Source organism: Tolypothrix bouteillei VB521301 (assembly GCF_000760695.4).
Lineage (GTDB): Bacteria > Cyanobacteriota > Cyanobacteriia > Cyanobacteriales > Nostocaceae > Scytonema > Scytonema bouteillei_A.
Window position 1 is genome coordinate 911,510 of sequence record NZ_JHEG04000001.1, and the last position, 19,955, is coordinate 931,464.

At 41.8% G+C, this 19,955-nt stretch carries 13 protein-coding genes and 2 pseudogenes; 14 read left to right on the forward strand and 1 reads right to left on the reverse strand.

The window, feature by feature from the left end:
- Window positions 1-414 precede the first annotated feature (414 nt).
- The 13 genes and pseudogenes from mddA (at window position 415) to HC643_RS03480 (ending at window position 17,664) form a co-directional block, all read left to right on the forward strand.
- Window positions 415-1,197: a methanethiol S-methyltransferase gene (mddA, locus tag HC643_RS03425; protein ID WP_038078616.1), complete on the forward strand. Its 783-nt coding sequence runs from the start codon at window positions 415-417 to the stop codon at window positions 1,195-1,197.
- Between the two features lie 389 nt (window positions 1,198-1,586).
- A pseudogene (locus HC643_RS03430) lies at window positions 1,587-1,859 on the forward strand (sensor histidine kinase); the annotation flags it as partial.
- A 179-nt stretch (window positions 1,860-2,038) separates the two neighbouring features.
- Window positions 2,039-2,785: a 3-oxoacyl-ACP reductase family protein gene (locus HC643_RS03435; RefSeq protein WP_137986410.1), complete on the forward strand. Its 747-nt coding sequence runs from the start codon at window positions 2,039-2,041 to the stop codon at window positions 2,783-2,785.
- Between the two features lie 42 nt (window positions 2,786-2,827).
- A complete protein-coding gene (locus tag HC643_RS03440) occupies window positions 2,828-3,097 on the forward strand; it encodes a hypothetical protein (RefSeq protein WP_137986411.1) in 270 nt (89 codons plus the stop codon).
- A gap of 500 nt (window positions 3,098-3,597) precedes the next feature.
- The gene (locus HC643_RS41165) at window positions 3,598-5,088 is read left to right on the forward strand and encodes a PrsW family glutamic-type intramembrane protease (RefSeq protein ID WP_167844614.1); all 1,491 of its coding nucleotides are present in this window, start codon (window positions 3,598-3,600) and stop codon (window positions 5,086-5,088) included.
- Between the two features lie 562 nt (window positions 5,089-5,650).
- The gene (locus HC643_RS03450; RefSeq protein WP_050046130.1) at window positions 5,651-7,402 is read left to right on the forward strand and encodes a response regulator; all 1,752 of its coding nucleotides are present in this window, start codon (window positions 5,651-5,653) and stop codon (window positions 7,400-7,402) included.
- Window positions 7,403-7,642: 240 nt separating this feature from the next.
- The gene (locus HC643_RS03455; protein WP_050046144.1) at window positions 7,643-9,508 is read left to right on the forward strand and encodes a response regulator; all 1,866 of its coding nucleotides are present in this window, start codon (window positions 7,643-7,645) and stop codon (window positions 9,506-9,508) included.
- The gene (locus HC643_RS03460; protein WP_050046131.1) at window positions 9,505-14,214 is read left to right on the forward strand and encodes a PAS domain S-box protein; all 4,710 of its coding nucleotides are present in this window, start codon (window positions 9,505-9,507) and stop codon (window positions 14,212-14,214) included. The genes HC643_RS03455 and HC643_RS03460 overlap by 4 nt, the downstream gene beginning before the upstream one ends.
- Window positions 14,211-14,591 carry a response regulator gene (locus tag HC643_RS03465; RefSeq protein ID WP_038086727.1) on the forward strand — a complete coding sequence of 127 codons (381 nt, stop codon included), beginning with the start codon at window positions 14,211-14,213 and terminating at the stop codon, window positions 14,589-14,591. Before HC643_RS03460 ends, HC643_RS03465 begins: the two co-directional genes overlap by 4 nt.
- A gap of 178 nt (window positions 14,592-14,769) precedes the next feature.
- Complete coding sequence (locus tag HC643_RS03470; RefSeq protein ID WP_038086740.1) at window positions 14,770-15,207, forward strand: response regulator; 438 nt, start codon at window positions 14,770-14,772, stop codon at window positions 15,205-15,207.
- Window positions 15,208-15,349: 142 nt separating this feature from the next.
- Window positions 15,350-15,487, forward strand: a pseudogene (locus tag HC643_RS42500) (hypothetical protein); the annotation flags it as partial.
- A gap of 40 nt (window positions 15,488-15,527) precedes the next feature.
- Window positions 15,528-15,794 (forward strand): hypothetical protein, encoded by a 267-nt coding sequence (locus HC643_RS41170; RefSeq protein WP_038086724.1) that lies wholly within the window; start codon window positions 15,528-15,530, stop codon window positions 15,792-15,794.
- 7 nt (window positions 15,795-15,801) lie between these two features.
- On the forward strand, window positions 15,802-17,664 hold the full coding sequence (locus tag HC643_RS03480) for a response regulator (protein WP_167844616.1): 1,863 nt from the start codon (window positions 15,802-15,804) through the stop codon (window positions 17,662-17,664).
- A 167-nt stretch (window positions 17,665-17,831) separates the two neighbouring features.
- Here HC643_RS03480 and HC643_RS03485 read toward each other — a convergent pair whose 3' ends face one another.
- A complete protein-coding gene (locus tag HC643_RS03485; protein WP_050046132.1) occupies window positions 17,832-18,608 on the reverse strand; it encodes a peptidylprolyl isomerase in 777 nt (258 codons plus the stop codon).
- A 924-nt stretch (window positions 18,609-19,532) separates the two neighbouring features.
- Between HC643_RS03485 and HC643_RS03490 the strand changes: the two genes are divergently transcribed.
- Window positions 19,533-19,754 (forward strand): DUF4327 family protein, encoded by a 222-nt coding sequence (locus HC643_RS03490; protein WP_038086720.1) that lies wholly within the window; start codon window positions 19,533-19,535, stop codon window positions 19,752-19,754.
- Window positions 19,755-19,955 lie beyond the last annotated feature (201 nt).

Genomic DNA, 19,955 nt, shown 5'->3' on the forward strand with positions numbered 1-19,955 from the left:
TAACATTGAACGGATGGAAAAGCCCATTTTTCAATTCAAATTGGGATTGAAGTGTTTTCTAGACTGCTCCTACCGTGTAATACAAGGATAGGAACTCTTCTTTACATGTAATACACGATCAAAGTCGGTAAAACATCAATGAACTGGAGTTTTTCGGCTCGTATTTCTTGAGAGCGACTGGGGACGTCATCGCTCTTCGATAGCAACCGCAAGTACGCTCATCCCGCGCTTAAAGATGACAAAATATGACCTAAATTTTTCTGAAATTTCTTAATTTTCTCAAAAATCTGAAAAAACATACCTGAATTTCACTAAACTTTTGAAGAAAAAATTTGAACAGAATAGCAATAGAAAGCAACGAAAACGTTGTCAACATTTTCTGTAAACGCTATTTTTCAAATTCAGGAGCCGCTTATGAGTGTACAAACTCTTCCTTCTATGCAACGAAATAAGATAGCTCGACTGGCAGCGTTTTTCTACGGTCTGGTCTGCTATGCAATTTTCTTGTTCGCGTTTCTTTATGCCTTTGGATTTGTGGGAAATTTTGTTGTTCCCCATTCTATCGATTCAGCACCAGCGATCTCCTGGGCTAATGCCTTGCTAGTTGATGCTGCTTTGCTAGGTATTTTTGGCATTCAACACAGTGTCATGGCTCGTAAAGGCTTTAAAAACTGGTGGACTCAGTTTGTACCAAAGCCAATTGAACGCAGCACTTATGTTCTGTTTTCTAGCCTTTGCTTAATTGCTCTGTTCCATTTCTGGCAACCCATTGGGGGCGTCATCTGGAATATAACAAACCCTATGAGCGTTCTTATTATCTATGCTTTGTTTGCGTCTGGCTGGTTGCTGGTGCTAGTATCAACGTTTTTGATTAATCACTTCGATCTATTTGGTCTGCGCCAGGTTTGGCTCTACCTGCAACGTCAAGAATATACCCATCTCGCGTTTGCAACACCAGGTCTTTACAAATATGTGCGTCATCCCCTCTATGTCGGTTGGTTTCTTGGCTTCTGGTCAACTCCGACGATGACCGTGACTCACCTAGTTTTTGCATTAATTACAACAGCATACATTTTAGTTGCTATTCAGTTTGAAGAACGCGATCTGGTAAATATTCACGGTCAGGCGTATGCCGATTATCGTCGCCGAGTTCCAATGCTGGTTCCTTTTACTCATCGCCGTCAGCGCGAACAATAAAGCTACGCCGCTCTTCAACTTCTTGCACTTGTGGTTGAAGGCGATCGCATCCAGACAAACGTGATTCAACTTACTGTTGGATAGCTTAAGTAGGTCGGCATTAAAAATTATCGTCATAACAAGGCAGAAGGGAAAAGGTTTTTCGGCTACTTTACTTTTCGTTACATAGTTCGGTTTTTTTGTGCCTCTCTACTTACTTAAGCGGGAATACTATATAGCAAGTCTTGAGACAATTAGTATGAAACACAGATATCAAAGCATATAATAAGAAGCTTTTGATCCTTGTGCCTTTTTGCACTCAATATATGTATAATATTTTACAATTTACTTTTAACAAGCCTACCTAATGAAGAAGCGTCACTCTCGCACAATTAAAGCGTTACCATTACAATTTGTTCTCATTTGCAATCACAGACAACGGACCGGGAATGCTCCAACAAGTAAAAAACCGCATCTTCGATCCCTTTTTCACGACTAAACCTGTAGGCAAAGAAACAGGTATGGGTATGGCCATCAGCTATCAAATTATTACCAAAAAACATGGTGGCATACGCGAATGCTTTTCCACAATTGGTCAAGGAACTGAGTTTATGATTCAACTCCCCATCCACCGAAAATCTTCTCGTACTTTGACCGATCCCTTAACCAAAATCCAACCATAACCCGACCAAAAGTTAATGGAATTTAAAAGCTTTGAGTGTGACTTAAAAGAATTGTTTGCTGTGAATATTGTAATATTGGTCTTTATGCTTGAATTTAGCGATCGCTAGTTTTAGCCCGGAGATGCTTCAAGCATGAGACACACAGCAAATTATCTAATATCCGATCTATGGTATCGAATATGAATAACACACTCAAGAATAAACGCGCACTTGTTACAGGAGGGAGTCGAGGCATCGGGGCTGCTATCGTCAAGCGTTTGGCCAATGAGGGAGCTGATGTTGCCTTCACCTATACCAGCTCGCCCGATCGAGCCAAGGAAATTGCTGATGCATTGCAGGCACTGGGAGTTCGGGCTTTGGCTATCCAAGCCAACAGTGCCGAAGCCAGTGAGGTAGTGGCTGCTGTTGAACACACAGTGAACCAATTAGGTGGCATTGATATCTTAGTTAATAATGCGGGTGTGCTGGCGATCGCACCTATCGATGATTTCAAGCTTGCGGACTTCGATCGAACTTTTGCAATTAACGTGCGTGCCGTGTTTGTGGCAACCCAAGCTGCAGTGAAACACATGAAAGAAGGCGGACGCATCATCAATATCGGCAGTACCAATGCCGAACGTATGCCATTTACAGGTGGTAGTGTTTATGCTATGAGCAAATCTGCCCTACAAGGGCTTGTACAAGGACTGGCGCGGGATCTCGGTCCACGCGGAATTACAATTAACAACGTGCAGCCCGGACCGATCGCTACGGATATGAATCCTCCGGAGGGTGAGTTTGCCGAGATGCTCAAAAAGCAGTTTCTGGCACTGCCCCGCTACGGTACAGTTGAGGAGATTGCGGGGATGGTTGCTTATCTGGCTGGACCCGAAGCCGGGTACATCACTGGGGCAAACTTAATGATTGACGGAGGATTCAGCGCCTAACTACCAGAAGTGTGAGGAAGCCTTTGTCCTCAAGTATTGCTGATGTGTTGTAAGGATGAGCAACATGCTTTCGTCCTAAGTTATCTAGTTGCGATCGCAGTACCGCCTGTTTTTGCTCAAAATTACAGGCAATGTTATGACATTCTAGCCAGAGGTAAATATCCTCAAGCAGAAAAATGCCTTTCTAGGTTAATTGCTCTATATCCCGAAAACGCAAAAACACAATTTTTGAGCTTAAACCAATGCGATCGCACTGTCTTAAACTTATCCGTCACAGTCAGTATAAGTCGTCATTTCCCAGTGGAAAGGTAAATAGATAAATTCGGGCTCCGGGTTGTTCCCTGACTCAAGGGTTGCACTTTTGCTCTAGAACTGACTGAGAACGCGATCGCTATCCATCCCGCTTCACCCACTCCTCTCTTGGATGAGTCGCTTATATAGAAGGGGTCCGATCGCAATCGCTTAAATTTGCTTCCATTTTGGCTTGTAACTTAGCCACCTGCACAGCTATCCTCTATAATGTGTCACTCTTACAAATGAATTGGCTGCCATATTTCGTATAGGAGCACGTGAAGAAGAAAACGTTTTAACACGGAATCAATATGCGATCGATCTAACACAATCTTCAATCTAGATTTTTTGTAAAATCCGGAATGTCAAATACTAAGGCTGTATCAAAATTTGAGCGCAACCATTTTGCTTACCTCCAATTACAAATTATAAATTATTAATGATTTGGTTAACTTGTGATGTCCCAGGGGACTCCGGTCAAAATTTTGAAGGTATATACTTTAGCCAGACCATAATAACTAATGACTAAGAACTTTCAAATTCAATTAAGTTGGAAAGATCCAGTGACAGGAGAACAGAGAGAACCACGTTTAAGTTTACCCATAGCCTTGGGTCGAGAGTTCTCTCAGATGCCCGTCGAACATAACGGTAAGCGCGTCGCACGAATGCTGCTTAAGAGTCACCAAGTTTCTCGCTACCATGCCTTAATTGACTGTGAACAAAATCATTTAGTAGTCATAGATAGGAACAGTGCTAACGGTACTTTTGTCAATAGTCAACGTCAAACACGTTGTATTTTGACAAGTGGTGATATTTTGCAAATAGGTTCCTGCACAATTACTGTCAGCTTTGACTCTCGTGAGTTTCTACAAGAACCTAACGACAGTGTTAGCATTGACTCTCATGAGTTTCTACAAGAACTTAGCGACAGTGTTAGCATTGACTCTCATGAGTTCCCACAAGAATCTAGCGACAGTCTTAGCATTGACTCTCATGAGTTCCCACAAGAATCTAGCGACAGTCTTAGCATTGACTCTCATGAGTTCTCACAAGAATCTAGCGACAGTGTTAGCTTGAACTCTCATGAGTTCCCACAAGAATTTACTAACAATAAAACTTCGATATCATCTTTACATATTCCTACGGCTCATTCTCTTAGCCTGACAGAGATATTTCCTGTTATCTCAAACAAGCTTGACTTATACCAAAGTGGCTTCCTAATACCAGGTCTTATTACAGTACTGTTTGTAGTAGGAATGTTAGCTACTAGAAATAGTGATAAATTCTTCTACATTTTAGCAGCTTACTTAGCTATCTCAAGTCATTACTTTATACATAAAATTTGCCATAAACATAAGCCTTGGTGGTTATTATTCAGCGTAGGTTTAGCTACAGCTCTACCCCTTTTAGGTGGATTGCATTTATTTTCATCTCATCATGATGATAATTTTTTTGAGATAATTGTTAAGACTTTTTTAGGACAAGGATTATCAGAAGAACTTTTCAAAGCATTTCCAGTATTCTTAGTCTACTTAATAGGTAGATTACTTTCATCACCTAAAAGGGAAAGCATTGGGATATGGGAGCCAATAGATGGAATACTTTTAGGAACAGCCTCTGCAACTGGATTTGCTTTAGTAGAGACTATGATGCACGTGCATGAAGAGATTGAAAAAAGCGGTCATTTTGCAGGATTAACACTTTTAATTCCCCAAATTTTAGGAGATATTTCCGGACAGGTAGCATACAGTGGCTACTTTGGCTACTTTATTGGTTTGAGTACGCTGAAAAAATCATGGCGTTGGCAGCTTTTAGGAATTGGCTGTATGACTACAGCTACCATACACGCTATTGGGTCTATTGTGACTACATTGCAAGAGAAACAACAGCACAAGTACCTTGCTAGTATAAGCTTAGTTATCATCGGTTCTTTAGCTTACGCTTTTTTGATAGCAGCGATCCTTAAAGCCCGTCAACTTTCGCCAAAGTTGCAAAAATCTATTTCTCACTAACGTGAGTTCGACAGACTTCACCCTCCCGAAGTTTGCTCAACGGGGAGAACCCCCTCCGGGTTGGCCTGTTCCGGTGGTCGCGGGAAACCCGCCTACAGCACTGGTCTCACCGCCTACTCTTTCTAGATTTAGCGCACCCAACTTCTCGGGTGCGCTTCTACGATTTAATATACAAATTACATATGGAACAGCCGATCGGTCCTAGTATATGGCAAAAGCAGCTGCCCTGCATGGCGATTTCTCTTACCAAAGACAGTGCGATCGATTTTTCTTATTTTTAAATTTATTAAGATATGTCTTTTCTTTATAAGTTTTTCATTTTCTGCCTATAAGGTGGAGCGGTCGATAATTGAACTAATAGCCAGCTTGTTTGTTTTGAAGTTTATTTTAAGAAAAAACCACTTTATAACAAACCGATGCTAACGTGGGTACTTTCAAACCCTCTTTATGCTTCACAGCTAGTCTTTTACAGGAGTGTTGCTTTGAACGAAAGCCTTATAAAAATGACAGAGTTGTTATCATGTCTTGAAGAAATTCATACTACTAAGTATAGATAACCATTATGAAAATTTTGCTTGTAGAAGAAGATATAACAGCAACACAAATGCTAAAAGAAAGCTTGGAAATGAAGCAATATTCAGTAGATTGTGCTGCTGATAGTGCAACTGCTTGGGAATTAGCAGAAGCATTTGCTTATGCCTTAATTTTGTTTAATGTGGCACTACCCAAACTGGATGGCATTACGTTTTGTCAAAAACTACGAGCAAAGGGAAACCACACGCCAATTGTTCTCTTAACAGATCGAGATAGCACGACTCTCGAAATTGCGGGGTTAGATGCTGGGGCAGATGATTGCTTGGTGAAGACCTGCGAACTTGACGAATTGTTTGCCCGTATCCGAGCAGTCATTCGGCGGGTAACACTAGTCCAAAAGTTGGGGCAAGAATTCAGTCCATCATTAGTTGAGTTACCAGTTAAAAATCGCTTATACTTTAGTTCTAATGTAGCAAGCGCGAATCAACAAATACACCTCCTAATAGTTGATAATGGGGAGTTAGTTTCAGCTTTGACCGCAGAAGCTAAACTTCGGGGAATACGAGTACAAACAGCAAAAACTTTAGCCCGCGCTAGGAAAATTGTGGCCTCCACTCAACTAGATCTGATTGTGTTAGATTTAAGTTTTTCTAATTCTTTAGAAAATGGGTTGGAACTGTTAGTAGAACTTTCTGCTGTCAAATCGCCTGTACCCGTGCTCGTGTTGACTGCTAGTGGGAATTTTAGCGATCGCGTCCAAGCAGTAAAACTAGGAGCCACAGGTTTTCTGCAAAAACCCGTGTCACCCTCAGAGGTGATGGATGCGGTAACGCAAGTGTTACAAAAATCGAATATTCCAGAAGCAAAGCTGCTAATTGTAGACGACGATCCTCAAATTCTTGAGTTTCTACGAACATTACTGTCACCTTGGGGATTTCAATTAGCACTGCTTGATAACCCGCAAGAATTTTGGGAGACATTAGAACAATTCGCTCCGGATTTACTCATTTTAGATTGGCAAATGCCTTATTTTAGTGGTGTGGAACTCTGTCAAGTTGTACGTGCCGATCTTCGTTGGAATCAACTACCCATACTATTTTTGTCGGCACATAACGATCCAGAAACAGTGCAACGAGTTTTTACATCCGGTGCTGATGACTACGTCAATAAACCAATTGTGGAATCAGAATTGATAGCCCGTATACTCAATCGACTCGAGCGAAGCAAAATTTTACAACATTTAGCAGATATAGATACACTGACTGGTCTTAGCAATCGTCGTAAATTCGTGCAAGGTTTTAATTATCTACTACGGTTGGCAAAGCGCCAAAAACAATCTTTGTGTTTTGTATTTCTAGACTTAGATCGCTTTAAATCCATCAACGATTCTTACGGACACGATACAGGCGATAAAGTCCTCAAGCAGTTGGCAGAGTTGCTAAAGTACGACTTTCGTGATGAGGATATTGTCGCTCGTTGGGGTGGTGAGGAGTTTGCTATTGGTTTATATGGTATAGACCAACAACAATGTGTCGAGCGTATAACAAGATTTCTACAGACTTTTCGTCAGCATGAGTTTATCGATACTCAAAAGCAAAAATTCCAAGTTACCTTTAGTGCAGGTATTGCTGAGTATCCCTGTGATGGAACTAACTTGGAGGAACTTTATCACGTTGCTGATACCCAATTGTACAAGGCAAAGATATCGGGACGAAATCAAGTCCTGTCTTCACAATCTGTCAGTGTTAAGAAGGAGGCTAGTCTTCATATTAGTATGTAATAATTTATACAAAAGTCGTTATGGATTAGACCTCTCCTAAAAACAATGTCCGGACTCGCTGTTTGAAGCGTTTTTACTAAAGATATCGCAATGCAGAATGAATTTCTCAAGATGTCTGTATGTCACTCATAATTGTAACGATATATGTAGATCCTGGAGCAGCTTGACTGGGCAGAAGATAATGCGAAATGATAACAACCTTTGTGTCATCAGCATCTTCTTTAAATCTTGATGCAGCTCATGAAAATTTTATTGGTAGAGGATGACATAGCAGTCAGTACAGCACTTGCAAAGTTGCTCAGTGCAAATCATTACAGTGTGGACTTAGCAAACGATGGACAAACAGGGCTAGACCTAGCAATGTCAGATCGATATGACTTAATTTTGCTGGATTGGCTAATTCCAAAATTGGATGGTATTAACCTGTGCAAGCAACTCCGAGCGCAAGGTTACCACAAACCGATTTTGTTATTAAGTGCAAAGAATTGCCATGCAGATATTGTGGTAGGTTTGGATGCGGGAGCAGATGATTACGTTACCAAACCCTATAATCTAGAAGCATTACTAGCCAGAATTCGTTCTCTGCTGCGACGGAGTGGAACACTATCGAGATCCACTTTAAGTTGGGGAAATCTTTGTTTGGATAGAATCTCCGGCAAAGTCACGTGTCACGAGCAGGACATTGCACTGACAGCAACAGAATACAAATTGCTGGAATTGTTTTTGCAAAACCCCCATCGTATCTTTAGTCGTAGGATGATTCTCGATCGACTTTGGGGATTTGATGACGCACCGATTGAAAATGCAGTGACGACTCATGTCAAAGACTTACGCAAGAAACTGAAAGCAGGTGGTCTGACAGAAGATCTTCTCGAAACAGTGTATGGTATGGGATATCGATTAAGGCTTGTTCCAGCGATTTCTATTCCAGATCGTCCGGTAAGTACAGATGAGAGCAAGAGCAAGAAACGACCTCATACTAAAAATATAGCCTCTATTAATCAAGTCTTAGAACGATTTTGCAATTCCTTTGGTCAACAAGTTGCGGTGCTAGAGCAAGCAAAAACTGCTCTGTTGGCAGGAAATTTCAGCGAGGAGTTACAGCGGGAGACATTGCATGAAGCGCACAAGCTCGCAGGCTCAATGGGTACATTTGGATATCCAGAAGGTACCCGATTGGCACGGGCAGTCGAGCATTTATTGATACATAATCGAATTGAGACAGATGCAGAAATTTGCCAATTTTCCCAACTGGTGACGGCATTGCAACAAGAGTTAACAAAGCCACCCGTAACTGTCACGGCTCCAACAGTTCCTCAGCACCAGATTTCTCACGTGCTAGCGATCGCTGATGATGATATGCTGACGGAACGGTTGCTGGCACAAGCAGATGCTTGGGGGATTAGCATGAAAACATCTCCCAATTCGATCGCTGCTCGCTCGCACCTTGCCCTGGAAATGCCAGATGCAATTCTACTGGATTTGAGCTTTCCCGGTACAGAAAAAGATGGATTAATTCTGCTACAAGAGCTCGTAGAGCAATGGCCAGATCTGCCGATTGTCGTTTTTACCGCACGAGACTCTCTTGCCGATCGATTAGCCGTGGCGCGTTTGGGGGCGCGGCAATTTCTGCATAAGTCGGCAACAACTCAAGAGATTTTTCAAGCATTGGCGCGTGTCCTACCCCAATCCAAAACTTCAGAAGCTAAGGTTTTAATTGTAGATGATGACCCTGTCATGCTGACTCTCTTATCGGCATTACTGACTCCTTGGGGACTAGATGTGAAAACTTTAGCCGAACCACAGCAATTTTGGGAGGTGTTGATAGCGACATCACCAGATTTAGTGGTGTTAGATTTAGAAATGCCGATAGTGAACGGTTTAGAATTGTGCCAAGTCGTCCGGCAAGATGCCCAGTGGGGCGATCTACCTGTTTTGGTGGTCACAGCCCATACTGATGCTCAATTCCTTGAGGAAGCTTTTGCAGCAGGAGCCGATGATTTTATCACTAAGCCAGTTCTAGGTCCGGAACTCGTGACACGGGTACTCAGCCGAATTCAGCGAGTCCGAATGTGTTTGCAGGCAGGTAGAGCCAAACAGAGATGAAACCTTATTCGCAATTATTACCCTATGGAGTAGCCATCGGCTCAACTGCGCTCGCCCTGTCGCTGGGGCTCTGGCTAGAACCGCTTCCAATCCAAACTGTTGGTGCTCTTTTTTACATATCAATTCTTATCAGTACCTGGTATGGTGGCTTTCGACCGGGGAGCGCTACAGTTGTCCTTTCGATACTGGCAATTAATTATTTCTTTTTGCCTCCTCTGTATCAATTTTGGCTCTCCCAACCCAAAGACGTATTGCAGTTAAGCATTTTTCCACTGGTTGCTTTCACGATCGCGCTGCTCGCTAGCATCAACAGCAAACAGAAGATTGCACAACTTGGTGTTGAGCAACACCGTTTGGTGATGGAGACGATCGGGCGTGTCCGGCACTCTGTCAATTTACAAGGTATCCTGCAAACCACCGTAGATGAAGCCCGACAGTTTCTAGAGTGCGATCGCGTGAGTGTCTTCCAATTTTCTCCGGGCTGGGGTGGAACAGTTGTTGCCGAATCTGTTGCAACGGAATGGATATCTATTTTACCACTCCAAATGTATGCTCCTTTCATTGGCGAAGAGAACTTCAAACTCTTTAAACAAGGCATGGTCGTCGCACAATCTGATATTTATACGGCTGGGTTCGATCCCTGTCACATTGAATTTTTGGCGAATCTCCAGGTGCGGGCTAATCTGCTGGTTCCAGTTTTCAAAGGGGATGAATTATGGGGGTTACTGGCGGCTCATCATTGTGCGGCTCCTCATGAGTGGCAATCTTTAGAAATCGATCTCCTACGACAGTTAGGGGGGTTGATGAGCATTGCTATCCAGCAAGCCGCTTTGTTTGAACGGGCTCAGACTGAACTAACCGAACGCAAACGAACAGAACAAACTTTAGCAAAAGAGCTACTCCGTATCCGGATGCTCTTTGATACTTCATTTGATGGCATCGTTATTTTAAACACGCAAGGAAAGGTACTGGATGCCAATTTCCGATTTGCCCAGATGCTCGGCTATTCTCAGGAAGAAACTGCAAAGCTCAACATTTTTGACTGGGATGCTCAGTTTACTTGTGAAGAACTTCAGCAATTAATGCTTGAGTGCATATCTGTAAAAAGTGGAGTTTTGGAAACTCGCCACCAACGAAAAGATGGTTCGAGATACGATGTAGAGATAGGCTTTAGCGTTGTGGAATGGGAAGGGGAAATTCTGCGATTCTGCGTTTGTCGGGATATTAGCGATCGCAAACGGGCTGAAGTGGACCTACACAAAAGTCAAATCCAACTTCAACAACAATTAGCTGAAATCGAAACTATCTACCAGTCAGCCCCAATTGGGTTAAACGTCTTGGACACCGACCTTCGCTTTATCCGTATTAACCAGCGACTTGCAGAAATTAATGGGTTTTCCGTTGAAGCGCATCTCGGTCGCACGGTACGTGAGGTGCTACCCGAATTAGCTGACACTGCTGAACAACTGTTGCGTTCCATTTTGGAGACAGGCAAACCGCTTCTGAATGTGGAAATAACTGGCGAAACTCCGGCTCAACCGGGTGTGCAACGAACCTGGTTGGAAAGCTTCTTGCCTTTAAAAGATGGCGATCGCATCATTGGTATCAGTACTGTTTGTCAGGAAATTACCGAACGCAAACGAGCAGAACAAAGTTTGCAGGAAAGGGAAACAACCTTACGCTTATTTGTCCGGTATGCACCTGCTGGTATTGCTATGTTCGATAGAGATATGAACTATTTGATAGCCAGCCAAAGATGGGTGGACGATCACCATCTTGATTCGATTGAATCGCTTATAGGACGATCTCACTACGAAATCTTTCCGGAAATCACAGAGGAATGGCTGCAAATTCATCAACGGTGTTTGGCTGGAGCAACTGAAAAACGTGATGAAGATTTGTTTGTCCGCTTAGATGGGAGCCAACAGTGGATACGCTGGGAAGTTCACCCCTGGCATACTGCTTTAGGTGAGATTGGCGGCATTATTATTTTTGGTGACGATATTACACAACGCAAACAGGCGCAAATTGACCTGCAACAACTGAATGCTGAACTTGAGCAACGGGTAGTTGAGCGAACAGCACAACTGGCTCAAGCAAACGATCGCCTGTTAGAAACGGTTATAGAGCAACAGCAAATCCAACTCATTCTTTTAGAACAGACGCAACTGCTGGATTTAGCACACGACACTATCATTACGAGCGACTTGAACGGCGTGATGACCTTTTGGAACGAGGGAGCCGAGTTTATGTACGGCTGGACAAAAGCCGAGGCTTTGGGGCAAATCTCGCATATTCTCCTAAAAACTCAATTTCCTCAACCATTAACAGAGATCGAAGCAGAACTTTTTGAAAAAGGCTATTGGGAAGGAGAACTTATTCATTTTAGCCGGGACGCTCGACCCATTACTGTAGCTAGCCGTTGGGTTTTACAAAAAAACAATGCCGGTCAACCAATTAAGATCTTGCAAATCAACAATGATATTACCGAGCGCAAACAAGCACAACTTGCCCTCAAGGAAAGCGAGGAACGTCACCGACTTGCTATGGATTTAACTCATATTGGATATTGGGATTTACACTTACCAAGCCAAAATATAGTATGGAATGACAATCATTTTACCTTATTGGGTTTAGCTCCCTATGGTATCGAGCCTGGCTATGAGGTCTGGCTCAATCGGATTCATCCTGAAGATATTGGTTGGGTTGAACAACAGTTTTTAGAATCTATTAAAAACAGTACCGATTACACAACCGAGTATCGAGTGGTTTACCCGGATGGTTCGGTGCATTGGTTAATGGGGCGGGGACGCGCCATTTACAATGAATCCGGGCAACCGTTGCGATCGCTCGGTGTAGTCTTAGATATTACCGAGCGCAAACGCACAGAAGCAGTTCTGCGCCAGTTTGAGCGCATCGTATCCACTACCAAAGATGGCATTGCACTGCTAGATCGGAATTACACTCATCAAATCGTGAACCAAGCTTACTTGGATTGGTGTCACAAACCCGATACCGAGGTTATAGGAAATTCCGCAAGGGATGTTTTAGGTGAAAATTTATTTGAGAATTTTGTCCGGTCTCAGTTAGATAGGTGTTTGGCAGGAGAGACAATTCAGGATGAAAGATGGTTTGACTACCCCGATTTAGTTAAGCAATTCATTAGCTTTACTTATACACCTTATCGCGAACCAAACGGAAGCATTTCAGGCGCGATCGTTAGTCTGCGCGATCTGACTCGACTCAAACAAGCAGAACAAATGCTGGAACTTCAGGCTGTCATCACCCGAAACATGGCGGAAGGCATTTGCTTGGTTAAATCCAATAATGGAGTTATTGTCTATGCCAATCCTAAATTTGAGCAGATGTTTGGTTATGACTCTGGTGAACTCAACGGTCGGCACGTATCAATTGTAAATTACGAAAATAAAAACATGACAGCCGAAGAGGTCAACCAAGCCATTCGTGCTACCGTTCTCCAAGATGGAGAAGCTACCTATGAAGTTCATAATGTGAAAAAAGACGGTACCCCTTTTTGGTGTCGTGCGGCTTGTTCTGTATTTAAACACCCCGAATATGGCGATGTGTTAGTTGCAGTTCACCAAGATATCACGGAGCGCAAACGCATCGAAGAAGCTTTACGCGAGAGCGAAGAAAAGTTTCGCCAGCTTGCCGAAAACATCCAGACAGTATTTTGGATGACAGATGTTCAATATAAGCAATTTTTATATGTAAGCAATGCCTACGAAACCATCTGGCAAAGAAGTTGTCAAAGCCTTTACCAAAGTTTTTCTTCTTGGTTAGATGCCATTCATCCAGACGATCGCCAGTCTGTCGAAATTCCATTCATGGAACAAAAAACAGAGCAATATGATGTAAAGTATCGCATCATCCGCCCCGACGGTTCAATCCGTTGGATTCGCGATCGGGCATTCCCTATCAAAAATGAACTAGGGGAAATCGTTCGGATTGCAGGTCTTGCAGAAGACATTACAGAGCAGCAGAAAATTGAGCAAATGAAAAGTGAGTTTATTGGCATTGTCAGTCACGAACTCCGTACTCCTTTAACTGCAATTCGGGCAGCACTGGGTTTATTGAAAACTGGTATCTATGACAAAAAACCAGACAAGTTTAAGCGCATGATTGAGATTGCAGCTATCGACAGCGAGCGTCTCGTGCGGTTAGTCAACGATATTCTAGATTTGGAACGCTTGGATTCAGAACGAGCTGTTCTAGAGAAAGCAACCTGTAATGCGGCTGATTTAATTCAAATTGCTGTAGAGGGAGTGCAGGCGATCGCACACAAACAACATATTAGCTTTGAGATCCATCCTACTAATGCTAAAGTTTGGGCATCAGCTGATGCTATTATTCAAACACTCACCAATTTATTAAGTAATGCCCTGAAATTCTCACCTCCTAATTCCACAATTACTTTGAGTGTTCAACAGCAAACAGATAATGTACTGTTCCAAATAACGGATCGAGGGCGGGGTATTCCACCAGAGAAATTAGAAGCCATCTTTGGACGATTTCAGCAAGTCGATGCAACAGACTCTCGTGATAAAGGCGGAACCGGCTTGGGATTGGCTATATGCCGTAGTATTATCGAACATCATGGTGGACAAATCTGGGTTGAAAGTACTATTGGTGTAGGAAGCACATTTTTCTTCACTCTGCCATTGCCACCGAAGGAGATAAAATGACGACGAAACAAGTGTTAATTGTGGATGACGAAGAACGAATTCGGGAACTCGTACAAGTTTGTTTGTCAGACTTGGGAGGATGGGACGCGCTGACGGCAGCATCAGGACCCGAAGCATTAAAAATTGCCCAGACACAATCCATTGATGCTATTTTGCTTGATGTATCTATGCCAGAGATGGACGGCTTTGCAGTGTACGAACAACTTCAGGCAAATTCAGCAACCCAATCGATACCAGTCATTTTGCTAACAGCAAAAGTTCAAAGGAGCGATCGCGCTCGGTTTGCCCAGATGGGTGTGAAAGGAACGATTGTCAAACCCTTTGAACCAACGACCATTTCCGACGAAGTGGCTGAGATTCTTGGTTGGAATGACTGAGTTTTAAATTTTGTAACAAAATCCCTCTCTTTATTAGTTTTTCATTTTTTCAATTTACCTTTCAAAGGTATAGATAAAAATTCTTTATCTTAATAAGCAAATATCAATCCTTGCCAGCTTGAACGAGAGTCGGTGAAGTTGTCACAGTTGCATTATTTCCGTTTTGGAGTTTGGTAAAATGGATATTGTGAGGGAAATAACTCTACCCACTAAAACGATTTTGCTGATTGATGATGAAGTCAGCGTGCGAGAGGTTGTGGAACTCAGCCTCAAAGATTTAGCCCTTTGGAATGTAGTCACTGCCGATTGTCCATTAAAAGGATTGCACAGAGCAGCTGTCATTCATCCTGATGCAATTGTACTGGATTGGTCAATAAGCGGCATGGATAGTTGTATGTTTTTAACAAAATTAAGAAATAATTTAGAAACTCAAGCTATTCCTGTCGTGCTGCTAAGTGCTAAGGCGAGGTGGCTAGATTCACAAATTCTTCGACAATATCAAATCGCGGGTGTCATTCTTAAACCCTTCGATCCAGTTGCTCTCCCCGGTCAGGTTGCTAAACTACTCGGTTGGAGTTTTACTCTGCCACTCTCAGACTTTGATGTCAGTTCCTAACAGAAAAAACTTTTTGTCACTTCCCATGAAATATTCATATTTCTTCATTTAATTTAAAAGATTTAAAATTTGTTAAATTCTCTTTTTCTTTATAAGTTTTTTATTTTTTTTTTATAAATTGAAGTTGCTAGTATTTATATACTTGTTCTCTCTATTAAATGCAACCTCAAACAGACACAATCTTACAGAATCTACCACACAACGGCTTAATCTTAGCAACTGCGATAGCCAACCGATCCACATTCCCGGTCTCATTCAGCCAAATGGGTTACTATTAACATTGCATGAGCCGCAACTTGAGATTCTGCAAATGAGTGAGCATGTCGAGCAAGTACACCGAAGAAACAACATCAGATCCGAACACAGCCACTTTGCGGCAACAACTCTTTACGCTCCAAGACTTGCAAGTCATACCACTAGAGTGGATTGCTCGAGTCCATGAAGCAGTACTCGATCTTAACGATGCCAGAATCTATGAACTAATTGCTCAAATCCCCACGCAGAAACAACCTCTGGCAAATGCCCTGAAGTATTTGGTCGATAACTTCGAGCTAGAAGCGCTTGCTACGCTGACAAGTCCTTATTGAGAATCTTATGATTACGCTACTCAAACCAGCATCCCAAACCAAGATTTTACTTATAGATGACGCCCCTGATAATCTACGTTTATTAGCCAAAATGCTAGAATTGCGGGGTTATATCGTTCGGAAATCCCTCAATGGCAGAATGGCATTACAATCTGTCCAGAAAGATCCACCCGATCTCATTTTGCTTGACATTAATATGCCAGAAATGAATGGCTATGAAGTTTGCCAGCAATTAAAATTTTTAGAAAAAACACGTCAAATTCCGATTATTTTTATTAGTGCGCTCGCTCAAATCGAAGATAAAATACGAGCCTTTGAGTTAGGGGGACAAGACTACATTACTAAACCATTCCAAGAGCTAGAAGTTCTGGCAAGAATTAGAAATCAATTACTCATTCAACAACAGCAGCAACTTCTCATTCAGCAAAATCAACAATTAGAACAGGATCTCCAAGAACGCCAACGCGCCGAAGCGCAAATCAAGCAACTGAATCTTGATTTAGAGCGGCGGGTACAACTTCGCACTCTAGAATTACAGCAATCTTTAAACTTTGAAGCAACACTCAAACGAATTTCTGATAAAGTTCGAGATTCTCTTGAGGGACACCAAATCTTGCAAAGTGCTGTAGAAGAACTGGCAATAACCTTGGAAGCAAAATGCTGTGATGCAGCATTTTATACGAGAGAACGTCAATCCTCAATCATCCGTTACCAGTATGTTGCACCAGGGGAACTTGTGAGTCAAGGACAACTGTTGTACATGACAGACGCACCGGAAATTTACAATCAATTGCAACAACAGAAATGTTATTTAGCCTTCTGTCAAGTTCAGTCGATACCAATTCGCAATCAATCTGCAATTTTAGCGTGTCCCATTTTCGACGATCGCGTCAAAGAAACGGGCATATTGGGCGATTTGTGGTTATTTAAAGAAACCGATTCCTGTTTCACTGAGATAGAAATTCATCTAGTGCAACAAGTAGCCAACCAGTGTGCAGTTGCTCTCCGCCAAGCCTACCTCTATGAAGCGGCTCAAGCCCAGGTCAGAGAACTTCAAAGGGTCAATCAACTGAAAGACAATTTTCTCAACACCATCACCCATGAATTACGCTCTCCTATAGCCAATATGAAAATGATAATACAGTTATTGACAAACCTAAACGAGCAGGGACATGACCTGACTCGGGAAATTTCTTCAACACCTCTTTCAAGAAATCAAGTTGTTCAATATCTTGCTCTTTTGCAACAAGAGTGCGATCGCGAATTGAAGTTGATCGATGACATATTAAACTTGCAACATTTAGAAGCAGGAACCTACCCCGAGCAACTGACAAAAATTAACCTTCAGAATTGGGTTCAGCACATCATTGAACCGTTTCAAACCCAATTTCAAAATCAGCAGCAAAATTTTGAGATGACTCTTGCGCCCGACATAACGATCGTACAAATTGATTCACTAAGCTTGAGTCACATTATCACAGAATTGCTCACCAATGCCCGTAAATATACTCCTCCAGGCGAGAAGATTTCCCTAGCGGTTGCTATCAAAAAAGACACACCAAATTCAGACAAAATTTCTGCTATCCCAGAGCGCCAGTCATCCTTCCTGCAATTAGTTGTCACCAATACAGGAGTAGAGATTGCACCTGAAGAATTCCCCCGGATCTTTGATACGTTCTACCGCATTCCCAGTTACAATCTCTGGAAACAGAGTGGTACTGGCTTAGGGCTAGCGTTGGTTAAAAAACTGGTCGATCAAATGAACGGTACAATCCGGATTGAAAGCGGTAGCAACCAGACTTGCTTTATTGTAGAAATCGCGATTGCTTTAACGAACTCTGTTCGGGAAACAGAATCGACACACAAGTGAAATATAGCAATCCTATTTGAGATCTAAACAAGGGAGACAAGGAGGACAAAGAAGAGGTCTTCTTGCAAATAACAGTCCTATCCTAACTTGATTTGTACTGTCAACTTTTTTACTAACTATTTCACATTCAAAAATCTTTATGGACTTATCTCGTAAATTTTGATTAATCATTCAGAATTTTCAGCTTGATTGTGTTGCAGCATATTGTTTAGCTGACTTTCCAACCACTGAACCATCATCTGATTTAAGATATGTTGACGTATTGTAGTTGTCAGTTTAGATGGAATAAAGCCCTCAACCATCAATAAATGGCTTCCTTGATGCGTGTTCACTGGACCAATTAATTCTCCTATCCCAGCATCAAAAACAATATCCGTAAGTTCTGGTCTTAAATTACAGCGATAAATTTTACCTTCATACCCACAGCAATTACGACGTCTCTCATCAATATCATATAAATGGGCTGCTTCATACAAACTCATTTCTTGCTCTGAAATTTGATAAAAGAGTTCGTGAGCTAGCTGTTCGTAAGGAACAATCAGTTGATAAAGCAATATTTGGTCGAAATCAGCCTGATGTTGGCTAAAAAACATTTCTATTTCATAAGAAAATAAAAATTCAGCTACTTTCTGCTCTATCAAACTTTCTTGAGTCTCTGTTTCCCAATCTTTGACTGTTAGCATATGCTCGGATAGCCAATCCACTCCATTCACACCTATCTCTAAAGACCTCTCTCTTAAAAGTCGCTCTGACTCTATCTGAATTGCTGCTGGAGTTACTAGTAACCCTTGTTCTCGAGCAGTTTGCTGAATAATTTTTTTGTATATAATGTTTTGGCAAACTTCCTTTAACTTGAATTTTTTACGCAAATAAGCTACTATTTCTCTTTGTTCTATCGACAATCCAAAGAAATCGACTCTAGAGGAATTTTCATCATAAGGCATATCAAACTTTTCTCCCTTAATTTATTTATTTATTAAAAAAAATAAAGCAATAAAAATCTAAATTTTAGCATCCAAACTAGCAAATATCATACTATTGCTTGTCTTGTATTTTACCGATCGAAGATAGACAAGCCAATGCAAATCATGTGATGTGCTGATACAAACTTATCATTAAGACAGCAGGGAAGCAGCAGAGCAACCGTAACAGAGGAGTGGTCGATCGGGTTTGTACGCATATCGTTTAATCAATACTCATTAATCAAAGCACACATAATAGCAATATCAGCTTTGTAGTTTTAATATAAAAAAAGATTTTGGGGAAATTATGAGAAAATAATTAAATAATTTAATATTTGATTGGTTCCAACTGATTATATTTACCACATCCGTTATTTTTATCAAGGTGCAACTAGAAGATGCGGTTCTGCAATCCTAAAGCCTTCTGTCACGCCACTTGCTTTATACCGGGGAACCCCTAAGTTTGCTCCACCCGTTGAACAAAAATCCCATTGATGGGGAGCATCCCAATTTGGAAAAAACACGTTTGCGATTGAAATCGCCGCTATACAAGCTAAGTCCCTTCGGGTTCACCCTATCTCCGCTCCTGAGATAGCGCCTGCCGTTCAGAATAGAATTCTGAAGGCAATTGGCACTCTTTGGGATGCTCCGCATTGATGAAGTTGGCTATTTGGTAGTTTCTTACTTGGTGCTGTCAAAGCCAGAGACCAGTTGGTACTACCTGAACCGTAGGGAACCTTGACACTCCCTGCCCTAAAGAAGTTACAACTCATTTGTCGAAACGGCTTGCTTTGTCATCTTCACAATTTCCTCAAAGTTTTTCCATAAGTTTGAGGTAGAGCCAAAGCATGAATAATTATGAGTTAATTATAAGTTGGCATAACCTAAATATCTGGGGTGAAAGTTATGACTACTACCGTCAAATATGACATAGAAGTTATCAAAGACGAAGCACGTCAACTTGTCAATAAGGGAACCATAAGCCGCAATCAGCCAATTTATGCTTTGTGTAACTACATTCCCGGTCGCGAGTGGGTGTGTGTAGAACTGGAGTTAGAAAGAAACAACTTTTTACTTAGAGATAAAATTATTGACCTGTTAGGTCGTGAAGACTGGTCTGAAGACTGACGTTAAAACAAACGATGCAGACTTTAACCTTGCTTCTTGTCTGTAGAGTTCACTTTTTGTAATGAGACAAAGTTACGCTCATCAAACAACATCCTCACAACTTCCTCAAAGTATCTTCTTATAACTTAAGGTGTCAAATAAACACAAGCTCATTGAGTGAAACCAGCTTTCGTAAATTGTTCCATTCCATTAAGGTAGCTT